The sequence below is a fragment of the Xylanibacter ruminicola Ga6B6 genome (assembly GCF_000687715.1).
GTDB lineage: Bacteria > Bacteroidota > Bacteroidia > Bacteroidales > Bacteroidaceae > Prevotella > Prevotella ruminicola_B.
In genome coordinates this window covers 15,844-40,771 of the sequence record NZ_JHXD01000016.1, presented here as the reverse complement: position 1 = coordinate 40,771, position 24,928 = coordinate 15,844, and the positions used below count along the sequence as shown (strand labels likewise).

The window sequence follows — 24,928 nt, the reverse complement described above, 5'->3', positions numbered from 1 at the left end:
CATTTTCATGGGTGTATTCTGATATTCTACTTGAATATATTTTATTTACCATTTATTTTGCATGACTATTTTCAACCGCAGTCAGACCCATTTGTGACATTCTATAGATGAAGTTGTTGAATGGGGTGTATGGCGGTAACTGACCTACAAATTCTTCAACAGCATAACGTTGGCATTCTGTCAAGTACATGAAGAGAGAATTCTTGTTCTCCAATCGTTCATTCAATTCTTTTAATGCTTTTTGGTCGACATCTTTCCAAGTGCGGTTTGCACGAGTAACTAATAAATTGACAGTGCCCATATTGAGCAATGCTGGTGGAATTGAATTATCGTCCAAATTCGGATACTCTACAATCGCAATTTCATTAGGGAGTAGATCTGGACATATGTCTTTAATATCTTTTGCCAAAATGAAGCGGCTATCCTCTGCCAAGTAGTCTTCATCGTATGTGATGCGACGTACTTGGAGACCTATAGAAATCCAATAGTTCTCTAATTCTTGGGCAATATAACTTTTTCCGTTAGCGGCATCTGTTGATATCAGATTCAGTACATTTTGTTTGCCTTCCTCAAAGTGGGGTAATAGTGCTTTACTGAGCTGCCGGAGGGCCATGTCAGCAATGGTTTTATTGAATCGGCGATAACGTAAATTGCTTTCTTTGGGGAAACAGCCCATGACTGGTAATTGGGTAATTCGTTCTGAACGCATCCTGTCTCTAAGAGTCCTGTCAAGTAATTCTATAATGAAGAAATATAAAGCAACGAACACAAATGTAAGCATAAATGCACCCAATAGTGTCATCATTCGGTTTGTTGGCTGAGCATTCATCGGATACATCGGAGGGTTCAGTACTCTGAGCGTAGCGGTAGACATCTGAAGATTTTTCTGACGCAGACGAGCGCTATTTAATGCTTTCAACATTTCCATATAATTGCCCTCAATAAAGGCAATGTGTCGCTCTTTTCGTGATACTGTTGCACCAATTGGTGCATAGTACAAAACTTCTTTGTCAATTTTTTCTCGCATGACATCCTGGGCGCTTTCGTGGGCTTTGGTTTCTTCCAGCTTTAGGACTTGCTCTAGCCATTTATCAATCATTCCTGTAGCTTTGACACCCGTTTCTGTATTATAATTGCCAGCCTCAATATCCTTAACAAGACCTTTGACATTGTTTGAGGCTTCTTGGAGCATACGTTGCGCTTTTGCAAGCTCGGTTTGTGTTTCAACTCCGCTAGTACCTCCTTCACTGCTCATTAAACGAAGGTTTGAGATGCGTGATTGAATACGAGAAATATCGGTCACCTGATTAGTGAAGTCTCTATTTGCTTTGATGACTTTTGCACGATCGCCTAATTGACGTTCTAAATAGTTCATCAGAGCACGTGTTGTAGTTTTGTTAATCAGAAGATCATTGTCTGTTGTCTTCTGAGTAGCGTCCATACCTGAAAGCAATTTCGTCTGCTCACCATAATTAATAATTCTTTTCTCAACATTGTAGCGGATCAGATCATCTTCTGCATTTGTTAAAATACGATATAGGCGAGCTACCTCTCGTTCAAAGAATTTGATTACATTATTGGTCTCGCCATAACGTAATAAAGCATATTGACGGGCGAATACCTCATTTAATATATCTAAGGTGTTATAAGCAATACCTGCATCGTTAGATGAATATCCGATATCGATAATATCGCTTCTTTGAAGTTGTAATACTTTCAATCTCGAAGTGATACTATTGATTCCAAAATATGGATGATAATTTGTAAGTCCAAAAACAAAGTTGTCAGCTGAAGGGCGTTCATAAGCTTTTAAGTTAGCATATGTCGCATTTTCGCTATTATGGTTGATTAGTGCTTTTACTTCTGCTGGAACGCTATTATATAATTGGCGATAGTGTTCGGCGGAAATATAGTTATTGTCTTTGTTTGCATTACCATACATCATACAGCGGGCAAATAATCGTAAGGAAACTTCATGGACTGTTGCATCAGTCGTAATTAGTAATATTAAATTTGTCATGTTTGTTTGCGATTGACCACCTGCAGTTCCTGTGCCTCCCTCAATATTGTATCCTGTAATCATTCCTGTATAGATGGTGGTGTTTGTATCATACACTCGTTCCATATCGCGTGTTGAAAACCACGCAACGACCAAAGCAATCATTGGTAAGATGATAAGATACCATCTGATTTTAAATAGGAATCTGACTATATATCTAAATAAATCCATAGTGGCAAATTTTGTTTATTTCTTTTGCTTCTTAGCGGCTTTGGCTGCAGCTTTTTCCGCTTTAGCTTCTGCTTTCTCCAATTTCTTGAGCTTATCTTTTTCCTCTTTTTCTAAAGCTTTGATTCTTTTCTCGTTAGCCTTGTTTTCTTTGGCCTGTTCTTTTGGTGTCTTGCTAATGCTCTTATCAAGCGTAATTTCTGTTGTTGCATTTGTAATAATGGGTGTATGGGTTAAGATTTCAAGGGTAATAATATCTGTGGTTATTTCAGTTTGTAAACTTTGATATCCAGATACTTGACCGCTTTCATACATTTTAGTAGATGCATAAGAGGCGATATCCATATTGCCATTTTCGAAATCTTCACGATCTAATGCACCAGCTCCTTGATATGCAGCAGCGGCTTCACCTAAGGTCTTGAGTGATACAAGATTATTGGTGATTTTTATAAATAGTGTTGCAATTTGTAATTTAAGTTGGTCGTATGCAATGTCTTTCTCAATAGCAGCCTTCTCCACATCTATTCTTTTTCGTTTTACAGCGGCTGTTAAATCCAAAATGTCTTCAACGGGAATTGCCAAGCCTACTCCAATATTCCAATAACTTTGTTGGGAACCTTGATATTGATAAATTGTTGCACTATATGCTGATGAGGTATTGCCCCACATGTCACCTATACCATAACTATAGCTGGCATGACCTGTGAGGTATGAGAAAATGTGGCGTTTTTGTTTGGCAACTTCTGCTTCTGCTAATTGACGAGCCTTTTCCAGTGAAAGAATCTGCGGATTAGATTTCGCATTTTCAAATAATACTGCCAATGGTGGCAGATGGAATTCCGAAAAGTTAATATCTTTTTCGTTGCTGGAATCAAAGAAACCGGCACTAATACCGCTCTCGTTGAATTGGGCGAGGGCTGTCGTGCTGGTTGTAGCTACAGCAAATATGAATATCAGTCGATAGAATCTGTTCATAATGTAGGGATTTAGTTATACATTCTCCTTCTGTACGAAGGCAAAGAAAGTACGGAACAGGATCTTCATATCCAACCAGAAGTTATAGGTCTGGCCGTACTTGATGTCGAGTTGCTTGCGTTCGTCGGCTGACATCATGCCACCCTTACCGCGCTCCTCAACCTGCCAAAGGCCGGTGAGACCAGCGGGAGCCATGAAGCGGTCGATACTGGTATCGATGGTGAGCTTCTCGGCCTCGTAGAGTGGGAGTGGACGGTTACCAACCACCGACATATCGCCCTTGAGGATATTGAATAGCTGAGGCAGCTCGTCGATACTGAATTTACGGATAAACTTACCCACTTTGGTTACGCGGGGATCGTTCTCAATCTTAACGAATGCGTTCTCGATTTCTTCTTTCTTCTCCTTGCTATAGTCGGTTTCAGAGATCACAAAGTCATCGCCTACCAGCATCACCTCATCATCGGCAATCATCATGTCGGTATCGTCACCAATCATCATGTTGGCGCCCATGTCCAAGCTGACCATAGATGGCTTTTCGGCCTTTTTGTTCATTTCTGCATACTGGTTACCAGCTTCCTTGGCAACCTCCTTCAGGCGTGCCTCGGCATCCTGGTACATAGAGCGGAACTTCAAGAAATTGAAGATGGTGTAATTGGCACCTACGCGCTTTGACTTGAAGATAATCGGGCCTTTGCTCTCCAAACGGATGGCAATGGCTGTAAGTATGAAGATGGGAGAGGTTAGGATGAGTACTATCAATGCGAAGAATACATCGAAGACTCTCTTCCAAAGAGGAATCTTGAATCGTAACATTCTGTATTTAGGCTGCTGATCGTCGAACAGCATGTTCTCACGGTCGGAAATAAACTGAATCTTCTTATTGAGTTCAGTAATAGAGGCATTGCTGTCGAGGGTATCGTTGATACCGCTTTTCTGGTAAATAGCACGGTTTTCTGCAGTAAAATCCTTAGTGAGCAGAATAATATAGATGTGCTTGTTTTTTTTCTTTAAAAAGTTGATGGCGTTAATATCGTCGTCTTGCTCGCCCTGCTCGTAAAACACAATAAAATGCTCGTTGCGGACATGCGTTGAACACGCTGATGCCGCATCTTTGTAATTTCTTGTGTACTGCACCAATCGACCGGGAATGTACCTTAATCGTTCCTCGGTCTTGGGATTGCTGCCAAGATATACAACACCTATCATATTATTTATTTAAGGAATAATTTTCTTAACTCGTATTTTAAGCTCCATGGGGTTGAAGGGCTTGACGATATAGTCCTCGGCGCCAATCTCCAGCAGGCGGATACGCTCACTGGTGGAGTCCTCGCTGGAAAGCATGATGACAGGAATCTGCTTGAACAGCTCGTTCTGCTTAATCCACTCCAAAAAGTCATCGCCACGCATTCCTGGCATACGAATATCAGAGATGATGAGGTCGGGGGTGTTGCCTGCCTGCAGCCATTTTACACCCTGCAAACCATCGGGCAACCACTGTACATCGTAGTCGCTCATCAGATAAATCGAGAGAACCTTTGCAATGGTCTCTTTGTCGTCAAGTATTAGTATTTTCTTCTTCATATATGAATTATATTAATCCGCAATTTTTAATCATTCTATGTGCAAAGGTAAACAAAAAAATTAAATTCAACTCAAAAATACATAAAAAAATCACTTTTTTATAGAAAAAAGTCGTTTTTATTAAATTATTTAGGGAAATTTGCATTTGAAACGTACTATAAATAAAGAATCATTATTAAATAATTATGGCAAATAGATATCTATTAGGTTTTGATGTTGGTAGCTCATCAGTGAAGGCATCGTTGGTTAACGCCGATAGCGGCAAGTGTGTAGCAACAGCTTTCTACCCTGAAAAGGAGGCTCCTATTATGGCTGTAAAGGCCGGTTGGGCAGAGCAAGACCCACAGATGTGGTGGGATAATGCCAAGTTGAGTCTGCAGAAGATTATGAAGGAAAGCGGAGCTACAGCTGAGGAAATTAAGGCTGTGGGTATTTCGTATCAGATGCACGGCTTGGTTTGTGTAGATAAGAATCTGAAGGCGTTGCGTCCTGCTATTATCTGGTGCGACTCACGTGCAGTACCTTATGGTGAGAAGGCTTTTAAGGATCTTGGTGCCGACCAGTGCTTGAGTCATCTGTTGAATTCACCTGGTAACTTTACTGCTGCCAAGTTGGCTTGGGTAAAAGAAAATGAACCAGAACTTTATAGTAAAATATATAAGGTGATGTTGCCTGGTGATTATATCGCTATGCGACTGAGTGGTGTGGCAAATACCACCGTAAGCGGTCTGTCGGAGGGTATGTTCTGGGATTTCAAGAATAATCAGGTGGCTGACTTCCTGATGGATTACTATGGATTCGACCATTCGCTGATTGCTGATATCGTGCCTACCTTTGCTGAGCAGAGTGTAGTAAGTGCTGAGGCTGCTGCTGAGATGGGGCTGAAAGCCGGTACTCCTATTACTTATAGAGGTGGTGACCAGCCTAACAACGCGCTTTCGCTGAATGTGCTGAATCCTGGTGAGATTGCTGCTACAGCCGGTACATCGGGTGTGGTATATGGTGTTCTTGGTGATGTGAACTACGATCCACAGAGCCGTGTAAATACCTTTGCGCATGTGAATCATACTGCCGACCAGACTCGTCTGGGTGTGCTGCTGTGTATTAATGGTACAGGTATTCTGAATGCATGGACTCACCGTAATATCACTCCAGAGATTGGTTATGCTGAGATGAACGATCTGGCTGCCAGTGTGCCCATCGGTAGCGAGGGTGTAACTGTTATCCCATTCGGAAACGGTGCTGAGCGTGTATTGGAGAACAAGGAGATTGGTTGCTCAATCAACGGCTTGAACTTCAATAAGCATAACAAGGCTCACCTGGTTCGTGCTGCTCAGGAAGGAATCGTATTCTCATTCTGCTATGGTATGGAGATTATGCAGCAGATGGGTATGGATATCAAGAAGATTCATGCTGGTAAGGCTAACATGTTCTTGAGTCCATTGTTCCGTAATACACTGGCTGGTGTTAGTGGCGCTACTATCGAACTGTATGATACAGACGGTTCTGTTGGTGCCGCTAAGGGTGCTGGCTTAGGTGCAGGCATCTATGCTAATGCTTCTGAGGCTTTCGCTTCGCTGGATAAGTTGGAGGTGATTGAGCCTGATGCCAAGAACCGTGCTGCTTATCGTGCTGCCTACGAGGCTTGGAAAGAAACCTTGAAAAAGAATCTATAATAAAAAGAAAACCCGCCAAACGGCGGGTTTCTTTTTATAAAGTATTTTTGTACCATTCGAATAGTTTCTTAACACCATCTTCAATCTCAACTTTGTGTGTCCAGCCGAGAGAATGAAGTTTAGAAACGTCAATTAGTTTACGCATAGTACCATCGGGTTTGGTGGCGTCGAACTCTACGGTTCCTTCGAAGCCTACGGCTTTGACTACTAACTCGGAAAGTTCGCGAATAGTGAGCTCCTTACCTGTACCCACATTGATGTGGCAGTTGCGGATTTCGCCTAACTTGGGAATGGCGCCTCCTCGACCAGCAGAATGGTTGCGATCTACAGCGCCATCAGTAGAGGCTCCGTAGTGAACTGAAGAATACTTCTCGATACCGATAATGTCGCTAAAGTTCACATTCAGCAGTACGTGTACTGATGCATCGGCCATATCCTCACTCCAAAGGAACTCGCGCAGTGGGGTGCCAGTACCCCATAGTGTAACCTTATTGTTCTCGATACCATATTTAGCCAGAACTGTCAAGATTTCCTGCTGTGTAGCATCGCCGTTCACACCTTCGACCGGACGTTTGTTCAAGTCGATGGCTATCTTATCCCATGCATTATCGTGGATGAGCTTGGCAAGATATACCTTACGCATCATGGCTGGCATGACGTGACTGTTCTCCAGGTGGAAGTTGTCGTTAGGACCATAGAGGTTGGTTGGCATCACTGCGATATAATTGGTGCCGTACTGTAGATTGTAGCTCTCGCACATCTTTAAGCCTGCTATCTTGGCGATGGCATACTCTTCGTTGGTGTATTCCAATGGTGATGTAAGCAGACAATCCTCTTTCATAGGCTGTGGTGCATTCTTGGGATAAATGCATGTAGAACCTAAGAAAAGTAGTTTTTTGACACCGTGAGCATAGGCCTCGCTGATAACGTTGCACTGAATCTTCATATTCATCATGATGAAGTCGGCACGATACAGTGAGTTAGCCATGATGCCACCAACAAAGGCTGCTGCCAGCACTACGGCATCGGGGCGCTCTTCATCAAAGAACTGCTTAACGGCTACCTGATCGGTCAGGTCTAACTCTTTGTGAGTGCGGCCCACCAGATTGGTGTAGCCTCGTTGAAGCAGGTTATTCCAAATAGCGGAACCCACAAGTCCGTGGTGTCCCGCTACATATATCTTACTATCTTTACTCAGCATCGTCCATGTGTGCTTTAAGGAATAGTTTCTTAACGAACTTCATGTCGTGCTGAACCATAATCTTTACCAGGTCCTCGAAAGAGGTCTTCTGTGGGTTCCAACCTAACTTGGCCTTAGCCTTGGCGGGATTACCTAACAGCTGATCGACCTCGGCGGGACGGAAGTACTTAGGATCGACCTCAACCAGTGCTTTGCCGGTTGCTTTGTCGTAACCCTTCTCGTCGACACCATCGCCACGCCATTCGAGTTCGATACCAACCTCTTTGAAAGCGAGGGTAGCAAACTCACGAACGGTATGGTATTCGCCTGTGGCAATTACGAAATCGTCGGGCTCGGGCTGCTGCAAGATAAGCCACATGCACTCGATGTAATCCTTGGCATATCCCCAGTCGCGCAGTGAGTTCAGGTTACCCAGATAGAGTTTGTCCTGATAACCCTGGGCGATACGGGCTGCTGCCAAGGTGATCTTACGGGTAACGAAAGTCTCACCGCGGCGCTCACTCTCGTGGTTAAAGAGGATACCGTTACAGCAGAACATATTATATGATTCGCGATAGTTCTTCATAATCCAGAAGCCATAGAGCTTTGCTACGGCATATGGAGAGCGGGGGTAGAATGGGGTAGTCTCGCTCTGAGGAACCTCCTGTACCTTACCATAGAGCTCTGAAGTAGAGGCTTGGTAAATACGGCAAGTATCAGCCAGACCAGCAATGCGTACGGCTTCCAGCAAACGGAGCACACCGTTGGCATCGGTATCGGCTGTATATTCGGGAACATCGAAAGATACCTTTACATGACTCTGAGCTGCGAGGTTATATATCTCGGTTGGGCGAATCTTAGAGATGACACGAATCAGGGATGATGAATCGGTCATGTCGGCCCAGTGGAGATTAACAAGGCGGGCTTTCTTCATATCACGAACCCACTCGTCGAGATAAAGATGTTCGATACGGGCAGTGTTGAATGAAGATGATCGACGCATGAGGCCGTGAACCTCATAACCTTTCTCAATGAGGAATTCGGCCAGATATGAACCGTCTTGACCGGTAATACCGGTGATAAGAGCAACTTTTTTATCCATTATAGTTTATGTTAATTATTTCCTGAGAATTGTTTGATACGCTGTTCTTCTGACAGTTTGCAGATGAGCAGTGTGTCGTTGTTTTCGGCTACGATATAACCATCGAGACCCTGAATAACTACCTTCTTTTCCTGCATGGTGTGAACAATGCAGTTGTGACTCTCGATCAGGTTGACATCGGGACCGATGCTGGCATTGCCATAGAGGTCTTTCTTGCTTTGCTCGTGAAGTGAGCCCCATGTGCCCAGGTCGCTCCACCCGAAGTCGGATGGACAAACGAAAATCTCTTCGGCCTTTTCCATGATAGCGTAGTCGACAGAAATGTTTTCGCATTCGGGGAACAATCGGTTGATCTCCTCCTGCTCCTTGTCGGTACCATAGATAGGTAACAGCGACTCGAATATCTTGGCCATTGAGGGCTGGTAGATGCGGAAGGCATTCACAATGGTATTTACATTCCAGATGAAGATGCCTGCATTCCAGAAATAATAGTTCTTCTTGATATATTCCTGAGCCGTCTCGAGATTTGGCTTCTCGCGGAAAGAGTCTACTCTGAAGATCTCTTTGTTTCGGAGTGAGCTGGTGCTCAGGTCGGCCTGGATGTAGCCATAGCCTGTTTCAGGGCGGTTGGGCTTCATGCCTAAGGTAACGATAGCGTCGGTCTCGCTGGTGAACTGCATGCACTCCTTGATGACACGCTGAAATTCTGTCTTGTCGGTCACAATGTGATCGCTTGGGGTTACAATGATGTTGGCCTTAGGATCTTTCGACTTAATGCGCCAACTAACGTAAGCAATACATGGTGCTGTGTTTCTGCGACAAGGTTCGCATAGAATGTTTCCTGCTGGCATATCAGGCAACTGCTGCTTAACAATGTCCTGATAATTCTGGTTGGTTACCACCCAAATGTTCTCGGGCTTAACCAAATTGCCAAATCTTTCTACCGTTAACTGTAGTAATGTTTTGCCAACGCCGAGAACGTCGATGAACTGCTTTGGGTTCTCGGTAGTACTCATGGGCCAGAAACGGCTACCAACGCCGCCTGCCATGATGACCAAATGGTTGTTTGTTCTTGCCATAATCGTTGTTTGCTGATAATATTGCGCAAAAATACGAAAAATAATAGAAAAGAAAGCATAAAAAAGCGAAAAAATGCTTATTACGCTGACTTTTCTTGTTTATGATTAAGTTTTCGTTTGATGACGAAATAAACGACAGCCACTACAATCAGACCCAGGATGGCGAATTTGATATATTCGGCGTATTCGCTAATCTTGTCGTTCAACTGATCCTCGGGTACAATGGCATGCAGATACCAACCTAACAGCGCCAGTACACTGTGCCAGCCACCGGCACCGATGGTGGTAAACAGCAGGAACTTACCGTAATGCATACGTGCCAAACCGGCTGGGATGGAAATGAGATGGCGGATGACGGGGACAAATCGACCGGTAAGTGTTGCGGCGATGCCATGATCGTCAAAGTATTTCTCGCTTTTCTCAACTTTCTCCTGATTAAGCAGGCACATCTTGCCCCATTTGCTGTTGGCGAACTTGTAGATGACTGGACGACCAACATACAAAGCTACAAAGTAGTTGATGCTGGCTCCAATATCAGCTCCAAGTGTGGCAAATAGGATGACTAAAAATACGTTTAATGAGCCACTGGCTGCATGGTAAGCTGCAGGCGTTACAACAAACTCTGATGGTACTGGTACTACTGTACTTTCTAATAACATCAGAAAGAAAATGGTTGGATACCAACCGAGTGTGTTGAGAATGTTTGTAATAAAATTCATATTATTCGTCTGAATGTTCTAATGCGTATTTGTAATAATCTTTAGGATCCATGTTATCGGGAAATAACTCGCCTAATACGGCCCTGGCTTCCTCGGGATTGCAATCGCAGGCCTTCTTCAGGTAGTATAAAAACTCATCGTTCTTCATCAGCTCGTTGCAACATAAGGCCAGATAAGAATAACCCTCCTTAAAATCTTTGCCAACCTTTTCGAAGAATCCCAGATAGGATTCGTATGCAAATTGTAAGTATTTGTTGTCTTGGTAAGAGATGATAACCCTAAGTACGACCGTAGGATTGTAACCCGATTCTTTTATTACTTTGTAGAATGCGGCTTTGGCCTCTTTAATTTTTTGGTTGGCTAAGAGAATGTGTCCCTTGATAACACCCATATGGTAATGGTTGCAATCTAATTGGTCGGTCATGTCTAAGCACCATAAGGCTTTGTCCATTTGGCCTAATACATTATAAGTGAAAGCCATCTCTTGATATATCTCTGGTAGGTATATAGAGCTGACAGCTGAAACGCTGACAGCTTTCTTCAATGCCTCTAATCCTTCTTTGTGTAAACCTTTGTTTGCGAGACAGATAGCCACATGAAGATGGCCAAACTCGTCGTTTGGCATCTTCTCGGAATATTTCTGGAAGTACTTGAGTGCTTCGTCGTGATTACCCATCGCTAACAGGGTGTTGGCCTTTGACAACAGACCATTGGTGTCGTTGGGATCGATGGCAATGGCATATTCGCTGCTGTTAAGCGCTGCCGAATAGTCTTCTTTCATGTACTGTATGCCAGCTAAGGCATTCCAGTAATTCGTAGAGTAGGGATTTTTATCGAGTAACTCATTGAAGAGTTTTTCGCTATCCTTGTATTTGCCTAAGCCGAATAATGTACGAGCCATCAACTCCTTGAAACTGTCGGAGTGATCGTTGGTGGCATTGACTATCCATTCGAAGGCTTTGCCAAACTGGTTGTATTCGTGATAGAGATCGGTTACGCCTTTTATAAAGTCGACAGATTCATCGTCGGGCACTTCATTGAGGTATTGTTTGAGTAACTTGTCGGCACTTTCAACCTCGTTCTTGGCGAGGAGTATCTCGGCACGCAGATAGACTGTTTCGATACTATCCAGAGGCTCGACTTTGTCGGCATATTGCTCGGCGGTCTTGAAATCCTTTTTCTCTAATGCCTCACGGGCCCGATAAAGCATCGGACCAACGGCTTCAGGATTATATTCGATAGCTAAGGAAATGGCATCCTCGGCTTCGGCTAACCGATTATTGTAGTGGTAATAATCGGCAATGTCAGTCAAGTCGTCGGCATCTATGTAGATGCGTTCGCCCGACTTGACTGACTCTTCGTATTGGCGTAGAATCTCTTTAAAATCCTCGCTTTCGAAATAATCTAAATCTTCTGGCACTTCTTCTTAAATTATTTTTTCCAAGTGTCCTTGAGTCCAACTGTCTTATTGAAGATAGGCTTCTCGGCTGTTGAATCAGTATCAGGTGTGAAGTAACCAATACGCTGGAACTGCAGATAGGTGAGTGGCTTCATATCGGCGGCGTATGGCTCGATATAGCACTTCTTGATGATGTGCAGTGAGTCGGGATTGATAATCTCCTTCATCGCTGTAACTGCATCGCAGTTCTTGGCTTCGCGGATAGCGGCCATGTCATCACGAGGATTCTCTACCTTCCACAGACGGTCGTAAAGACGAACCTCGGCCTCGACAGCGTGTTTGCAACTTACCCAGTGGAGAGTCTTGCCCTTAATCTTGCGGTTAGAACCAGGCATACCGCTGCGTGAATCAGGATCGTAGGTACAATAGATGGTGGTTACGTTACCATTCTCATCCTCATCGCAGGGATGATCCTCGTTACATTTAATAATGTAGGCGTTCTTCAAACGAACCTCCTTGCCAGGGGCCAATCGCATAAATTTCTTCTCGGCTTCCTTCATAAAGTCGTCGCGCTCAATCCAAAGCTCGCGGGTGAACTCTACAGTGTGAGTGCCATCAGCTTCGTTCTCTGGGTTGTTGATAGCGGTGAGCTGTTCAATCTGGTCCTCAGGGTAGTTGGTGATAACCACCTTCACAGGATCGAGTACAGCGCTAACACGGATAGCACGACTGTTCAGATCGTCGCGAACAGCACTCTCCAAGAGGGCCATATCGTTCAGGGCGTCAATCTTGGTGTAGCCAATCTTGTCGATGAACTTGATGATACTCTCGGGACTGTAACCACGGCGGCGGAATCCGCAGATAGTTGGCATACGGGGGTCGTCCCAACCGCTTACCATGTTATTCTGTACCAATGCCAGCAGATTTCGCTTTGACATCAGTGTGTAGTTGAGGTTCAGCTTATTGAACTCGGTCTGACGTGGACGGTTGTCCTCAATGTTGTCAGTCTCACCCTTCCACTCCTTCATCCATGTAACGAACAGATCGTAAAGGGGGCGATGCTCAACGAACTCGAGTGTACACCATGAGTGGGTTACACCCTCGAGGTAGTCGCTCTGACCATGAGTGAAATCGTACATGGGGTAAGCATTCCACTTGTTGCCTGTACGGATATGAGGAATATTGAGTACACGATAAATGAGGGGATCGCGGAACAGCATGTTGGGGTGAGCCATATCAATCTTGGCGCGCAGAACCAGTGTGCCTGGCTCGCACTTGCCACTGTTCATGAACTCGAACAGCTTCAGGTTCTCCTCAACGGGACGGTCGCGATAGGGACTGTTTGTACCAGGACTTGTGGTGGTACCCTTCTGCTGGGCAATCACCTCGGCACTCTGCTCATCTACATAAGCACGTCCCTGCTGGATGAGCCATACAGCAAAGTCCCAGAGCTCCTGGAAATAGTCGCTGGCATAGTAAACGTTAGCCCACTTGAAACCGAGCCATTTGATATCGTTCTCAATACTCTCGATGTATTCTGTATCTTCCTTGATGGGGTTTGTATCGTCGAAGCGCAGGTTGCATTGACCGCCATATTTCTTAGCCAGTCCGAAGTCGATGGCAATAGCTTTAGCATGGCCAATATGCAGGTAACCGTTTGGCTCTGGTGGAAAACGGGTCTGCATTCTGCCACCGTTCTTACCCTCTGCCAGGTCATTGATGACTTTCTGTTCAATGAAGCTGACAGACTTCTTTTCTTCTGTCTCGTTCTTAATTATCTCTTCCATATCTTGTGTTATTTTATTCCTTTTTCGTTTAATGCTTGTGAATATTTGGCTGCATTCTTCAGGTGCTCCTGATAGGTTCTGGCAAAATTATGCGTGCCAGAAAAGTCCTCCTTGGCGCACATATACAGATAATCGTGGGCTGTGCGATTCAGTACAGCGTCGATACCTGCTACCGATGCAATCTTGATGGGACCGGGAGGCAGTCCTGTATTCTTATAGGTGTTATAAGGACTGTTGAATTGCAGCATGTTGTGGTAGATACGCTTGATTGCAAAATCTTTCAAGGCAAACTTGATGGTGGGGTCGGCCTGAAGTGGCATATCTGCCTTCAATCGGTTCAGATACATGCCAGCAATCATAGGTTTCTCGGCATTGTTAGCTGTCTCCTCGTCGATAATGCTCGCCAATGTGCAAACCTCGTTTTTGCTGAGTTTCAGCGCCTCGGCTTTCAGTGTTCGCTGTACATTCCAGAAATTCTCGTTCTCCTTCTGCATGCGCTTCATCAGGTTCTCTATAGAGATGTTCCAATAGACCTCGTAGGTGTTGGGGATGAACAAACAGGCGATAGTGGCTGTGTCATAACCCTGCTGTGCGCAGAACGATGAATCACTGAGCAGGATGGCTACAGCAACGCTGTCCATCATCAGTTTTCGTGACAGGTAACCGGCCAGTCTGTCCATGGTACGACTCTCGGGAATGGTAAGTTTTACTGGTTCCTGATGTCCGTTCTTCAGATTACGGAATACTTTGATCGTACTCTGATCGGGTGTGATAGCGTATCGACCGCTACGAATATGCTCCTTATAACCACCATGGCGTGCGAGCATTCTGAATGCCGAAAGACCATGTTCGGATGCAATCGGCTCCAACTTGACGCATACTGAATCAAGATTGTCGTTGTTGTCGATATACACGTATTCTGTGGCGCTGAGTTTAGAAAAACTCCCCACAAAATAGTAATATGCGATGCCCAAGATTCCTAATACGCATACAATGATAGGAACCAGATAGCTTGACTTTTTTATCCAATTCATCTTCATATCCTTGAAAAAACGCTGCAAAGTTACAAAAATCTCTCCACTATTATCGCTAATTTATCATTTTTTTGTATCTTTGCCCTAAAATATAGCTTATGAAACTTAAGTTTTCTATACAATATGGCACTCAATGGGGACAAAATCTCTATGTGCTGCTGACTTATCTCAGCATCGACCAGACCAAAAAGACGGAACGGTTGATGATGATTACCTCTGACGGTTTGGAGTGGCACTTGGAAACCACCGTGCTTGAATCGCGCAAACATCCGATAGCATCGTTCTCTTACTACTATCAGGTAGAGGATGCTGATGACAATGTGCTTAGAAAAGAGTGGAATGCGATACCACGAACCTATTACTTTGATTCGGCAAAAGACTATGTGATGGCTGATTTGTGGCGTGATGTGCCTCTGCAGTATCATCTTTATAGCTTGGCTTATCATACTACGATGGGACTGGCTGTTGACCAGCAGGTTGAGCCGCTTCGTGTACCTTTGTATCGTAAAACAATCCTGTTCAGAGTGTCGGCTCCTCAATTGCAGAAGGGGCAATCGGTAGCTATTATAGGTAACCATCCGGCGTTGGGTAGCTGGAATGTGGCTCGTTATCTACGTATGGAGTCGATTGGTAGATTCGAGTGGCTGCTGTCGGTGAATGTGGATGCTGTGCTGTTGCCTATAGAATATAAATATGTGATTATTGATGACGCTACCCATGCACTTGTGACTTGGGAGGAAGGTGATAATCGCACAACTGCAGGTTTGCTGCCAGCTGATCAGACTATGGTGCCTGATGGTACTGTACTGGTGGCTTATGGTGAGAACCTGAGAGTTAAAGAGCATACATGGCGAGCTGCAGGCGTGGTGATTCCCGTGTTCTCGCTACGTAGTAAGCAGTCGTATGGCGTGGGCGATTTTGGCGATCTATACCGATTCATTGACTGGTGCGTGGCTACGGGTATGAAGGCTATCCAATTGCTGCCGGTTAACGATACAACGTGCTCAAAAAACTGGAGTGATTCGTATCCATATAATATTGTTTCGGCTTTTGCTCTGCATCCTCATTATCTGGATATAGAGGCTGTTGGAGTATTGAGAAATAAACAGAAAATGAATACGTATCATCGTCAACGCCAGGAACTTAACGCACTTGGTTATAGTGATTATGAGGCGGTGGGCCGTGTGAAGCGGGCTTATATTCAAGAACTGTTTGATGAGAAAGGCCAACAGACGCTTGAAGCCAAGGAATTTAAAGTTTGGTTTGCTGAGAATCAGGATTGGTTGGTGCCTTACGCCAAGTGGTTGGATTTGCCATTGGGGGTGGTTTACTTTACACAATACCATCTTCACTTACAACTGAAAGTCGCGGCTGACTATGCCCGATCAAAAGGCATCTTCCTGCAGGGCGATGTACCTATCGGCGTAAATGGCAATAGTGTAGAAACGGCTATCCACCCTGATTATTTTCATCTTGATGCACAAACAGGTGCGCCGCCAGACATGTTCTCACCCAACGGTCAGAATTGGGGATTTCCTACTTATAATTGGGGAACTGGCGTCGTGGAGTGGTTCCGTAAGCGTTTAAGGTGGATGGAACAGTATTTCGATGCCATCCGCATTGACCATATCCTGGGCTTCTTCAGAATATGGGAGATACCTGGCGACGCTGTCTTTGGATTACTTGGTCACTTCTCGCCTTCGTTGCCTATGACTGTTGGTGAGATAGAATACTTTGGTTTGCCTTTCCGTAAGGACTTGTTTACCAGACCTTTTATTAACGATAGGGTGCTGGATAAGCTGTTTGGTATGCATGCACCATATGTCCGTGAACATTTCCTGATGCCTAAGAGTTACGGTCTGTATGATTTGAATCCAGATTATAGTACGCAGAAAAAGGTGCAGCAGGCTTTTGAGGGACGTACAGATGAAAATAGTTTATGGATTCGCGATGGGCTTTATCGCTTGATTAGTGGGGTGCTCTTCTTGGAGGATCCTAAACAGCCGGGTATGTATCATCCACGAATCGGTGTGATAGGGGAGCCTGTGTTTGATGCGTTGAATGCTGAAGAGAAAGATGCATTTATGCGACTTTACAATAATTATTACTATCAGCGTCATAACTTTTTCTGGGGGGCTGAGGCTATCCGCAAGTTGACTGATGTGTTTGGTTCAACCCGCATGCTTTGCTGTGGCGAGGATTTGGGAATGTTGCCTGATTGTGTGACGCCAGTACTCGATCAGTTACGTATTCTGTCGCTCGAAATCCAGTCGATGCCTAAACAGAGTGGCTATGAGTTTGCTCATCTTGATGGTAATCCTTACCGTTCTGTTGCAACGATTTCAACGCACGATATGTCGCCCTTACGCTTGTGGTGGAGTGAAAGTCCTGAGCGTACTCAGCGTTTCTATGTGTCGATGTTGCAGAAACAAGGTCGAGCCCCAGAGCAGTTACCAGCTCACTTGGCTGAGGAGATTATTGGACGGCACCTCTATTGTCCATCCATGCTCTGTATGTTGTCGTTGCAGGACTGGTTGGCTATGGATGGCGAACTACGCTCAAAGAATGTTCGTGAAGAGCGTATTAATGTGCCCAGTGATCCTTATAACCATTGGAAATACCGTATGCATATTTCTATCGAGGACTTACTGAAAGCAGAAAAATATAATAATAAGGTGAAAACCATGATTCAGCGTTCAAAGCGCTAATGTTTAAATTATAAATTATTTTATCTTCAATGTATAACACTTATATATTTGATCTTGACGGTACTTTACTAGATACAATAACAGATTTGGCGGCTTCATGTAATTATGCCCTCCGCACACATGGTATGCCTGAACATTCGGTAGATGATGTGCGTAGGTTTGTGGGGAATGGTGTACGAAAGTTGATGGAACGGGCTATTCCCAACGGGGCGGATAATCCTGACTTTGATGCGACTTTTGCAACTTTCCGCGAACATTATATGCATCATTCGCTTGATACTACACAACCATATCCAGGAATTCCTGAGACGTTAGCTGAATTAAAGGCTCATGGTTGCAGACTGGCGGTTGTTAGCAATAAGATGATGGCTGCTACCGTGGAGCTATGTCACCACTTCTTTCCGGATACCATAGAGGTGGCTATTGGTGAACATGAGGCTGAGGGAATCCGAAAGAAACCGGCTCCAGATACGGTGTTTGCCGCCTTACGAGAGCTTGGCGTTGAGAAAGATGGGGCAGTTTATGTTGGCGATAGTGATGTGGATGTGCAAACGGCTGCGAATTCTGGGCTGCCTTGTATTTCCGTGTTGTGGGGATTCCGTGATCGTGACTTCCTGATACAACATGGAGCGAAGACTTTCATCTCCGCTCCATCAGAATTGTTATGATAAAGGTGCATTAAATTTGCTGTAGTCTGGCGATATATTTGCCAAGAATGTCAAACTCGATGTTGACTACCGAACCTACACGGATATCGCAGAAGTTAGTGTGCTCGAAAGTGTAGGGGATGATGGCAACCTGGAAGGTGTTAGCTGTTGGATTGCAGACTGTGAGGCTTACGCCATTAACGGTAACACTGCCTTTGTCAACAGTGAAATAGCCTTTCAATGCCATCTCGCGGTTCTCTGGATATTCGAAAGTAAAATAGGTAGAACCATCAGCGTCCTCAACAGCAATGCAGCGAGCTGTCTCATCCACATGGCCCTGGACAATATGACCGTCTAATCGGCCGTTCATCAGCATAGAGCGTTCAACGTTTACTTTATCACCAACTTTGAGCAAGCCCAAATTGGTGCGGTCGAGTGTTTCCTTCATAGCGGTAACCGTGTAGGTGCCATTCTCAATGGCAACAACAGTCAGGCAAACACCATTATGAGCAACACTCTGGTCGATCTTTAACTCATCGACAAACGAACACTTTAATGTAAAATCGATGTTTTCGCGATCCTTATGGATAGCTGTTACAGTAGCAAATTCTTCGATGATTCCAGAAAACATATCAAAAAATATAATGTTTAATAAAAAAGAAAAGGGTACGTGCCGATGATTTGGTGAAAACTCCTGTTTCACACGATGTGGGGGCTCCCTGCTGTTGTAATCCACCGGCATTGCTGCTCTCCTCGTGGAGGATAATCGTGGCCCGCCATTGGCAAGGGAAACGATCCCGATTTGTTTTGTTAATGTAGAGTATCCCGATCTATCAGGCACGACCCACTGTTTCTGCTGCAAAGATACAACTATTTTGGGACTTATCCAAACCTTTTGCCATTTTTCTTGGTAAATAGAAACTTTTTCTATATCTTTGCACTCAAAAATAGAAAGAAATGGGAAAGACTGTATGTATCATAGCGGGTGCTCGCCCAAATTTCGTTAAGGTGTCACCTTTGGTAAGAGCCATTAATAAGAATCCTGAAGCAACATGTTTGTTGGTTTATGCAGGAAGTGAGAACGATCCAACGCTTGAGGCATCGCTGTTTGATGATTTGCAGATGCCACGTCCACAATATTATTTAGGTGTAGATTCAACGAGTCTGAACGAGATTACCAGTCAGGTCATGGCCCGTTTTGATGCTTTCCTCGATGCGCATCAGATTGATGTTGTGATTGTGGTGGATGATTTGGCTTCGACCATGGCTGCTGCCATAGTTACCAAGAAACGTGGTATTCGCTTGGCGCATCTGGTAGCTGGTACACGTTCGTTTAATATCAATATGCCTAAGGAAATCAACCGTTTGGTGATAGATGCCTTGTCTGATTACCTGTTTACGGCTGGCGTGAAGAGTACGGGCATAGCTACTCGTGAACAGTCGGAGAGCTCACAGACCTATATGGTGGGTAATATCCTGATGGATACTTTGCGATACAACTACGACCGCATGAAGAAGCCTGCCTCAATCCCATCACTTGAAGAGAAACAGTATCTGGTATTTACATTGAACCGTAAGGCACTGATTGCAGATATTGATAATTTAGAGAAGATGCTAAAGGCAATGGTAGCTTCGGCTAATGGTATGCGAATTATTGCTCCTTTGCGTGGTGAAGCCAGAAAGGTGGTTGAAGGCATGGGATTGGCTATTGATATTGTAGAGCCTTTGAGTTATTTGGAGTTTGGCTGGTTAACTGCTCATGCACTTGGTATTATTACCGATTCGGGCAATGTGTCGGAAGAGGCTACTTTTAATAGCGTGCCTTGCATTACCCTGAACAATTATACAGAACATCAGGAAACCGTGAATGTTGGTTCGAATGTGTTGGTAGGTGAGGACGCTGACAAACTGAGCGAGGCTGTTAAGAAAATGGTGAGTGGCGAATGGAAGAAATGCGCCCTGCCTGACCGTTGGGATGGTCGAACAGCAGAGCGCATTGTTCAGATTATACTTGCCTAATCCTATCTTTAATAGTTCTCGGCTTTTACCTGGAAGTAGGCCTGTGGATGATCACATACTGGGCATACTTGTGGGGCTTTCTTGCCGATAACAATGTGGCCGCAGTTGCTGCACTGCCAGATAACGTCATTATCCTTAGAGAATACGCGTTCCTTCTTGACGTTGTCGAGCAGTTTGCGGTAGCGAGCCTCGTGCTCAGCCTCTACTTTGGCTACAAGCTCGAATTTAGCGGCAATCTCATTGAATCCTTCCTCGCGGGCCTCCTGGGCCATGCGAGCATACATGTCGGTCCACTCGTAGTTTTCACCTGCGGCAGCTGCTTCCAGATTCTCTGGTGTGCTCTTGATGGCACCACCTTCCAAAAGCTTGAACCACATCTTGGCGTGCTCCTTCTCGTTGTTGGCTGTCTCCTCGAAAATAGCGGCTATCTGTACAAAGCCGTCCTTCTTGGCCTTTGATGCCCAATAACTGTACTTGTTACGTGCCATCGACTCACCTGCAAATGCTTCCTGCAGATTCTTCTCGGTTTTTGTTCCTTTAAGATCCTTCATAATTGTACTTGTTTAGTTTAATTGTAAATGATATCTTCGGCAAAGATACAATATTAATTTGATACTTGCAAGTTTTAAGTGGTCTTTTTGTGTATTTTTAGTATTCTCTTATATATATAATAAGGTACGCGAGAGGGGTTAAAGAGAAATGTTGTAAAATGTTAAAACGGAAAACTTTTCTCATTTTTGAAAACGAAAAGTTTTCCAAAAAGAAAATCTTGGTGTATATGGTGGTGCTCCAAAAAGATTACTGACTGTGAAACGCGTTTTTTTATTTTTGAAAGCGTTTGTTTAAGCCGTAGTCTTTCTGTGTAATATTGAAAGTGGCTGAGGATCAGTTTGTTATAGCTTGATGTTGTAGCGTATTATTTTAATATTAACTTTATTTTAGAGAATTTTTTGGCTTGTCGAGAACGCTTTTTCTGGCATATTTTGTATCTTTGCAACCGTATTCGGTTTTACTTTTTGGAAAACTTTTCCGAATTCAAAAACAAAAAAGTTTCCAAAAAAGAAAACTTTGGGAGAGAATTAAATAACAAAACATAAATAAAAACAGAGACAATAACATGGAAATTAAAAACTTTACCATCACCAAGCGAGACGGATCGAAAGATTTGTTCTCACTCGACAAAATTATGAATGCTATCGTAAAGGCTTTCGAGAGCGTTCAGGAACCTGCTGACCTAGCCATCGTGTCTAAAATCTTGAACCACCTTGACATGCATGACAACATTACTGTGGAGGATATTCAGAACCAGGTGGAAGAAGCGCTAATGCGTGAAGGCTATTATAAGGTTGCCAAATCGTTTATTCTCTATCGTCAGTTGCACTCTGAGGATCGTGAGACACTCGAGAAAATGGTGTTCCTTTCAGAATACTGCGAATCGGTGAATGCTGCTACAGGATCAAAGTACGATGCAAATGCCAATGTAGAGCATAAGAATATTGCTACACTGATTGGTGAGCTCCCAAAGTCGAACTTTATCCGTCTGAACCGTCGCCTCCTTACTGATCGTATTAAGAAAATGTATGGTAAGCAGTTGGCCGATGAGTATATCGACAAGCTGACACACCACTTTATATATAAGAATGACGAGACTTCGTTGGCCAACTATTGTGCTTCTATCACCATGTATCCTTGGTTGATTGGTGGTACTGTGGCTATTGGTGGTAACTCAACAGCTCCCACGAACATGAAGTCGTTTGCTGGTGGTTTCGTGAATATGGTGTTTATGGTAAGCTCAATGCTGAGTGGTGCCTGTGCTACACCAGAGTTTCTGATGTATATGAACTATTTCCTTGGAAAGGAGTACGGACTGGATTACTATAAGCGTTCTGAAGACCAGGCTGATCTGAGTTTGAAGAAACGTACTATCGATAAGATTATAACAGATTACTTTGAGCAGATTGTTTATACCTTGAACCAACCAACTGGTGCTCGTAACTATCAGGCAGTATTCTGGAATATCGCTTACTATGATCGTTACTATTTCGAGAGTATCTTTGGTGAGTTCTACTTCCCCGATGGCTCAAAACCAGATTGGGAAGGACTTTCATGGTTGCAGAAGCGTTTCATGAAGTGGTTTAATAATGAGCGTACTAAGACTTTGTTGACTTTCCCAGTTGAAACCATGGCTCTGCTGGTTGATGAGAATGGTAACTGCAAGGACAAGGAGTGGGGAGAGTTTACGGCCGAAATGTATGCTGAGGGACACTCGTTCTTCACCTATATGAGTGATAATGCCGACTCGCTGTCTAGCTGTTGTCGTTTGCGTAATGAGATTACTGATAATGGTTTCAGTTATACACTTGGTGCAGGTGGTGTAAGTACAGGTTCTAAGAGTGTGCTCACTATCAACCTGAACCGTTGTATTCAGTATGCCGTAAACCACAAGCTGGATTATTTGGAGTATCTGAGTGGTGTGATTGATCTGTGCCATAAAGTACAGTTGGCTTACAATGAGAATTTGAAGGAGCTGCAGCAGCAGGGTATGTTGCCACTGTTCGATGCAGGTTATATCAATATTGCCCGTCAGTATCTGACAATCGGTATCAACGGTCTGGTTGAGGCTGCTGAATTCATGGGACTGAAGATTACTCCAAACGACGAGTATCTGCACTTTGTTCAGGGAATTCTTGGACTGATTGAGAAGTACAACAAGCAGTACCGCTCTAAGGAGGTGATGTTCAACTGTGAGATGATTCCTGCAGAGAACGTTGGTGTAAAGCATGCTAAGTGGGATCGTGAGGATGGTTACTTTGTGCCACGCGACTGCTATAACAGTTACTTCTATGTAGTAGAGGATGACTCGCTGACCATTATCGATAAGTTCAAACTGCATGGTGCACCTTATATTGAACATCTGACAGGTGGTTCGGCCCTGCATATGAATCTCGATGAGCATCTGTCGAAAGAGCAGTATCTGCACCTGCTGAAGGTGGCTGCCAAGGAAGGATGTAACTACTTTACATTCAATATTCCTAATACTGTATGTAATGATTGTGGTCATATCGACAAGCGCTATCTGAAGGAGTGTCCGCATTGTCATTCTAAGAATGTTGACTACATGACCCGTATCATCGGCTACTTGAAGCGTGTTAGCAACTTCTCACAGGCTCGTCAGGAAGAGGCTTCACGTCGCTACTATGCTGGAAAGAAACAATTATGCTAAAATACGTCAATACCGGCATAGTTTTTCAAGAGATACCCGACGAAGTGACACTGGCAATTAACATTAGTAATTGCCCGTGTCATTGTCCTGGGTGTCATAGCTATTACCTTTGGGAAGATATCGGATTACCCCTTGATACAGAAGCTATTGATGCGTTTGTAGAGAAGTTTGGTACCGATATTACTTGTATCTCGTTTATGGGTGGTGATGCCGAACCCAAGGCCGTTAGCCAGCTGGCATTATATATCCGAGAGGTACACCCTGAGTTCAAAGTAGCTTGGTATAGTGGTAAAACGGTCATATCATCGGCTATCAACAAGCGTGATTTCGACTATATCAAGATTGGGCCGTTTATCAAACACTTAGGTCCTTTGAAGAGTCCAACAACCAATCAGCGGTTGTATCGTATCAAAGAAGACGGCGAGATGGAGGATATGACCTCGTGGTTCTGGAAAAAATAAGAGGAGAGATATCACTAAAACGATATCTCTCCTCTTATACTCTGTTGCATGTATTTGCGAACCGTTTCTGGATCGTCGGGGTAGTGTGCCTGCAGGAACATCAGTTTGGTAACTGCTGCTTCAACGGTAGAATCGCAACCACTGATAACACCTGCTTCCTGTAGATGGTATCCGTTGTCATAGCGGCCCATTTCAACGGCACCTTGCATACACTGACTGATGTTTACAATTACTTTGCCATTGCGGGTTCCTTCACGTAGAGCATTCAACAACCATGGGCGTTGGGGCGCGTTGCCACTGCCAAAGGTACGCATCACAATGGCCTTCAGGTTGGGCGTATGAATGATGTGACGAATCAAATCTTCGCGGATTCCTGGGAAGAGCGAGAAGATAATCACATTATTGTCCATGCGAAAGTGGGGAGCCATCGGCTTGTCCCAATCTGGCTTCAGCATGCGATCGTGGTAATAGGTGATGTTCACACCAGCTTCAACTAAATGGGGATAGTTGAATGATTCGAAGGCATTAAACTCCTCGGCGCTCTGCTTGGTAGTGCGATTACCACGAAGCAGATGACCACCGAAATAAATGCCCACCTCGGGTACCAAAGCATGTCCTTCTCTATCTTTGGCTGCAGCAATTTCTATGGCTGTGATGAGATTTTCCTTGCCATCTGTTCTCAGCTGTCCGATAGGTAACTGCGAACCAGTGAAAATAACGGGCTTGGTGAGGTTCTCAAGCATATACGATAGGGCTGAGGCGGTAAAGGCCATCGTGTCGGTGCCATGTAGAACTACAAATCCATCGTACTGATCGTAGTGGTCGGCGATACAATGCGACAGATCTGTCCACATGGCAGGCGACATGTCACTTGAATCAATAGGTGGATCGAACTGGTATGTTTCGATAGTGATATCAAACTGCTTCAGTTCGGGTACATTATATAAAAGGTGTTCAAAATCGAATGGCTCCAGAGCCCCAGTGCGAGGGTTCCGGTTCATGCCAATGGTGCCTCCGGTGTATATGAGAAGGACTTTACTGCGGTACGTCATCGTTTACGTTTTATTTTTCTGCAAAGATAGTGCTTTTCTCCGAGATTTTAATTATC

20 protein-coding genes are annotated in these 24,928 nt (G+C 44.3%); 6 read left to right on the top strand and 14 right to left on the bottom strand.

From position 1 onward, the window contains the following. Positions 1-52: 52 nt before the first annotated feature. Genes T500_RS0110240 through T500_RS0110225 form a run of 4 tightly spaced genes read right to left on the bottom strand, consistent with a single transcriptional unit; the run spans position 53 to position 4,786 of the window. Positions 53-2,230 (bottom strand): GumC family protein, encoded by a 2,178-nt coding sequence (locus T500_RS0110240; RefSeq protein ID WP_028908033.1) that lies wholly within the window; start codon positions 2,228-2,230, stop codon positions 53-55. 15 nt (positions 2,231-2,245) lie between these two features. Next, a complete protein-coding gene (locus tag T500_RS0110235) occupies positions 2,246-3,202 on the bottom strand; it encodes a TolC family protein (protein ID WP_028908032.1) in 957 nt (318 codons plus the stop codon). Positions 3,203-3,217: 15 nt separating this feature from the next. Next, positions 3,218-4,411 carry a sugar transferase gene (locus tag T500_RS0110230; protein ID WP_028908031.1) on the bottom strand — a complete coding sequence of 398 codons (1,194 nt, stop codon included), beginning with the start codon at positions 4,409-4,411 and terminating at the stop codon, positions 3,218-3,220. A gap of 9 nt (positions 4,412-4,420) precedes the next feature. Beyond that, a complete protein-coding gene (locus tag T500_RS0110225; RefSeq protein WP_013063705.1) occupies positions 4,421-4,786 on the bottom strand; it encodes a response regulator transcription factor in 366 nt (121 codons plus the stop codon). Positions 4,787-4,971: 185 nt separating this feature from the next. Here T500_RS0110225 and T500_RS0110220 point away from each other — a divergent pair, with 185 nt between their 5' ends. Then, positions 4,972-6,462, top strand: a complete 1,491-nt coding sequence (locus T500_RS0110220) for a xylulokinase (protein ID WP_028908030.1) — start codon at positions 4,972-4,974, stop codon at positions 6,460-6,462. 34 nt (positions 6,463-6,496) lie between these two features. On the opposite strand, the gene T500_RS0110215 is transcribed toward T500_RS0110220, so the two are convergent. The 7 genes from T500_RS0110215 to mltG all read right to left on the bottom strand — a co-directional run bounded on the left by T500_RS0110215 (position 6,497) and on the right by mltG (position 14,762). After that, entirely contained in the window at positions 6,497-7,663 is a 1,167-nt protein-coding gene (locus tag T500_RS0110215) for a GDP-L-fucose synthase family protein (RefSeq protein ID WP_028908029.1), read from the bottom strand. Beyond that, positions 7,653-8,744: a GDP-mannose 4,6-dehydratase gene (gmd, locus tag T500_RS0110210; protein ID WP_028908028.1), complete on the bottom strand. Its 1,092-nt coding sequence runs from the start codon at positions 8,742-8,744 to the stop codon at positions 7,653-7,655. The genes T500_RS0110215 and gmd overlap by 11 nt, the downstream gene beginning before the upstream one ends. A gap of 11 nt (positions 8,745-8,755) precedes the next feature. Then, positions 8,756-9,823, bottom strand: coding sequence for a mannose-1-phosphate guanylyltransferase (locus tag T500_RS0110205; RefSeq protein ID WP_028908027.1), 1,068 nt, complete (start codon positions 9,821-9,823; stop codon positions 8,756-8,758). 80 nt (positions 9,824-9,903) lie between these two features. Next, positions 9,904-10,542: a DedA family protein gene (locus T500_RS0110200; RefSeq protein ID WP_013065076.1), complete on the bottom strand. Its 639-nt coding sequence runs from the start codon at positions 10,540-10,542 to the stop codon at positions 9,904-9,906. 1 nt (position 10,543) lies between these two features. After that, on the bottom strand, positions 10,544-11,962 hold the full coding sequence (locus T500_RS0110195; protein ID WP_028908026.1) for a tetratricopeptide repeat protein: 1,419 nt from the start codon (positions 11,960-11,962) through the stop codon (positions 10,544-10,546). A gap of 11 nt (positions 11,963-11,973) precedes the next feature. Continuing rightward, entirely contained in the window at positions 11,974-13,728 is a 1,755-nt protein-coding gene (locus T500_RS0110190; protein WP_028908025.1) for a glutamine--tRNA ligase/YqeY domain fusion protein, read from the bottom strand. 8 nt (positions 13,729-13,736) lie between these two features. Beyond that, positions 13,737-14,762, bottom strand: a complete 1,026-nt coding sequence (gene mltG, locus T500_RS0110185; protein ID WP_028908024.1) for an endolytic transglycosylase MltG — start codon at positions 14,760-14,762, stop codon at positions 13,737-13,739. 98 nt (positions 14,763-14,860) lie between these two features. Between mltG and T500_RS0110180 the strand changes: the two genes are divergently transcribed. Beyond that, positions 14,861-17,470, top strand: coding sequence for a 4-alpha-glucanotransferase (locus T500_RS0110180; protein ID WP_028908023.1), 2,610 nt, complete (start codon positions 14,861-14,863; stop codon positions 17,468-17,470). Between the two features lie 29 nt (positions 17,471-17,499). Beyond that, positions 17,500-18,138: an HAD family hydrolase gene (locus T500_RS0110175; RefSeq protein WP_028908022.1), complete on the top strand. Its 639-nt coding sequence runs from the start codon at positions 17,500-17,502 to the stop codon at positions 18,136-18,138. A 10-nt stretch (positions 18,139-18,148) separates the two neighbouring features. Here the strand turns inward: T500_RS0110175 and T500_RS0110170 are convergent, their stop codons facing one another. Further along, complete coding sequence (locus T500_RS0110170) at positions 18,149-18,748, bottom strand: riboflavin synthase (protein ID WP_013063884.1); 600 nt, start codon at positions 18,746-18,748, stop codon at positions 18,149-18,151. A 326-nt stretch (positions 18,749-19,074) separates the two neighbouring features. On the opposite strand from T500_RS0110170, the gene T500_RS0110165 reads away from it, so the two are divergent. Beyond that, positions 19,075-20,136 carry a UDP-N-acetyl glucosamine 2-epimerase gene (locus T500_RS0110165; RefSeq protein ID WP_028908021.1) on the top strand — a complete coding sequence of 354 codons (1,062 nt, stop codon included), beginning with the start codon at positions 19,075-19,077 and terminating at the stop codon, positions 20,134-20,136. Between the two features lie 8 nt (positions 20,137-20,144). Here T500_RS0110165 and rbr read toward each other — a convergent pair whose 3' ends face one another. Further along, entirely contained in the window at positions 20,145-20,687 is a 543-nt protein-coding gene (rbr, locus tag T500_RS0110160; RefSeq protein WP_013063889.1) for a rubrerythrin, read from the bottom strand. A gap of 566 nt (positions 20,688-21,253) precedes the next feature. Here rbr and nrdD point away from each other — a divergent pair. Together nrdD and nrdG are read left to right on the top strand one after the other, a co-directional pair. Next, positions 21,254-23,359: an anaerobic ribonucleoside-triphosphate reductase gene (nrdD, locus tag T500_RS0110155; RefSeq protein WP_028908020.1), complete on the top strand. Its 2,106-nt coding sequence runs from the start codon at positions 21,254-21,256 to the stop codon at positions 23,357-23,359. Beyond that, positions 23,353-23,820, top strand: a complete 468-nt coding sequence (gene nrdG, locus T500_RS0110150; RefSeq protein ID WP_028908019.1) for an anaerobic ribonucleoside-triphosphate reductase activating protein — start codon at positions 23,353-23,355, stop codon at positions 23,818-23,820. The genes nrdD and nrdG overlap by 7 nt, the downstream gene beginning before the upstream one ends. A gap of 14 nt (positions 23,821-23,834) precedes the next feature. Here nrdG and T500_RS0110145 read toward each other — a convergent pair whose 3' ends face one another. Beyond that, a complete protein-coding gene (locus tag T500_RS0110145) occupies positions 23,835-24,872 on the bottom strand; it encodes an asparaginase (RefSeq protein WP_028908018.1) in 1,038 nt (345 codons plus the stop codon). Between the last annotated feature and the right edge of the window lie 56 nt (positions 24,873-24,928).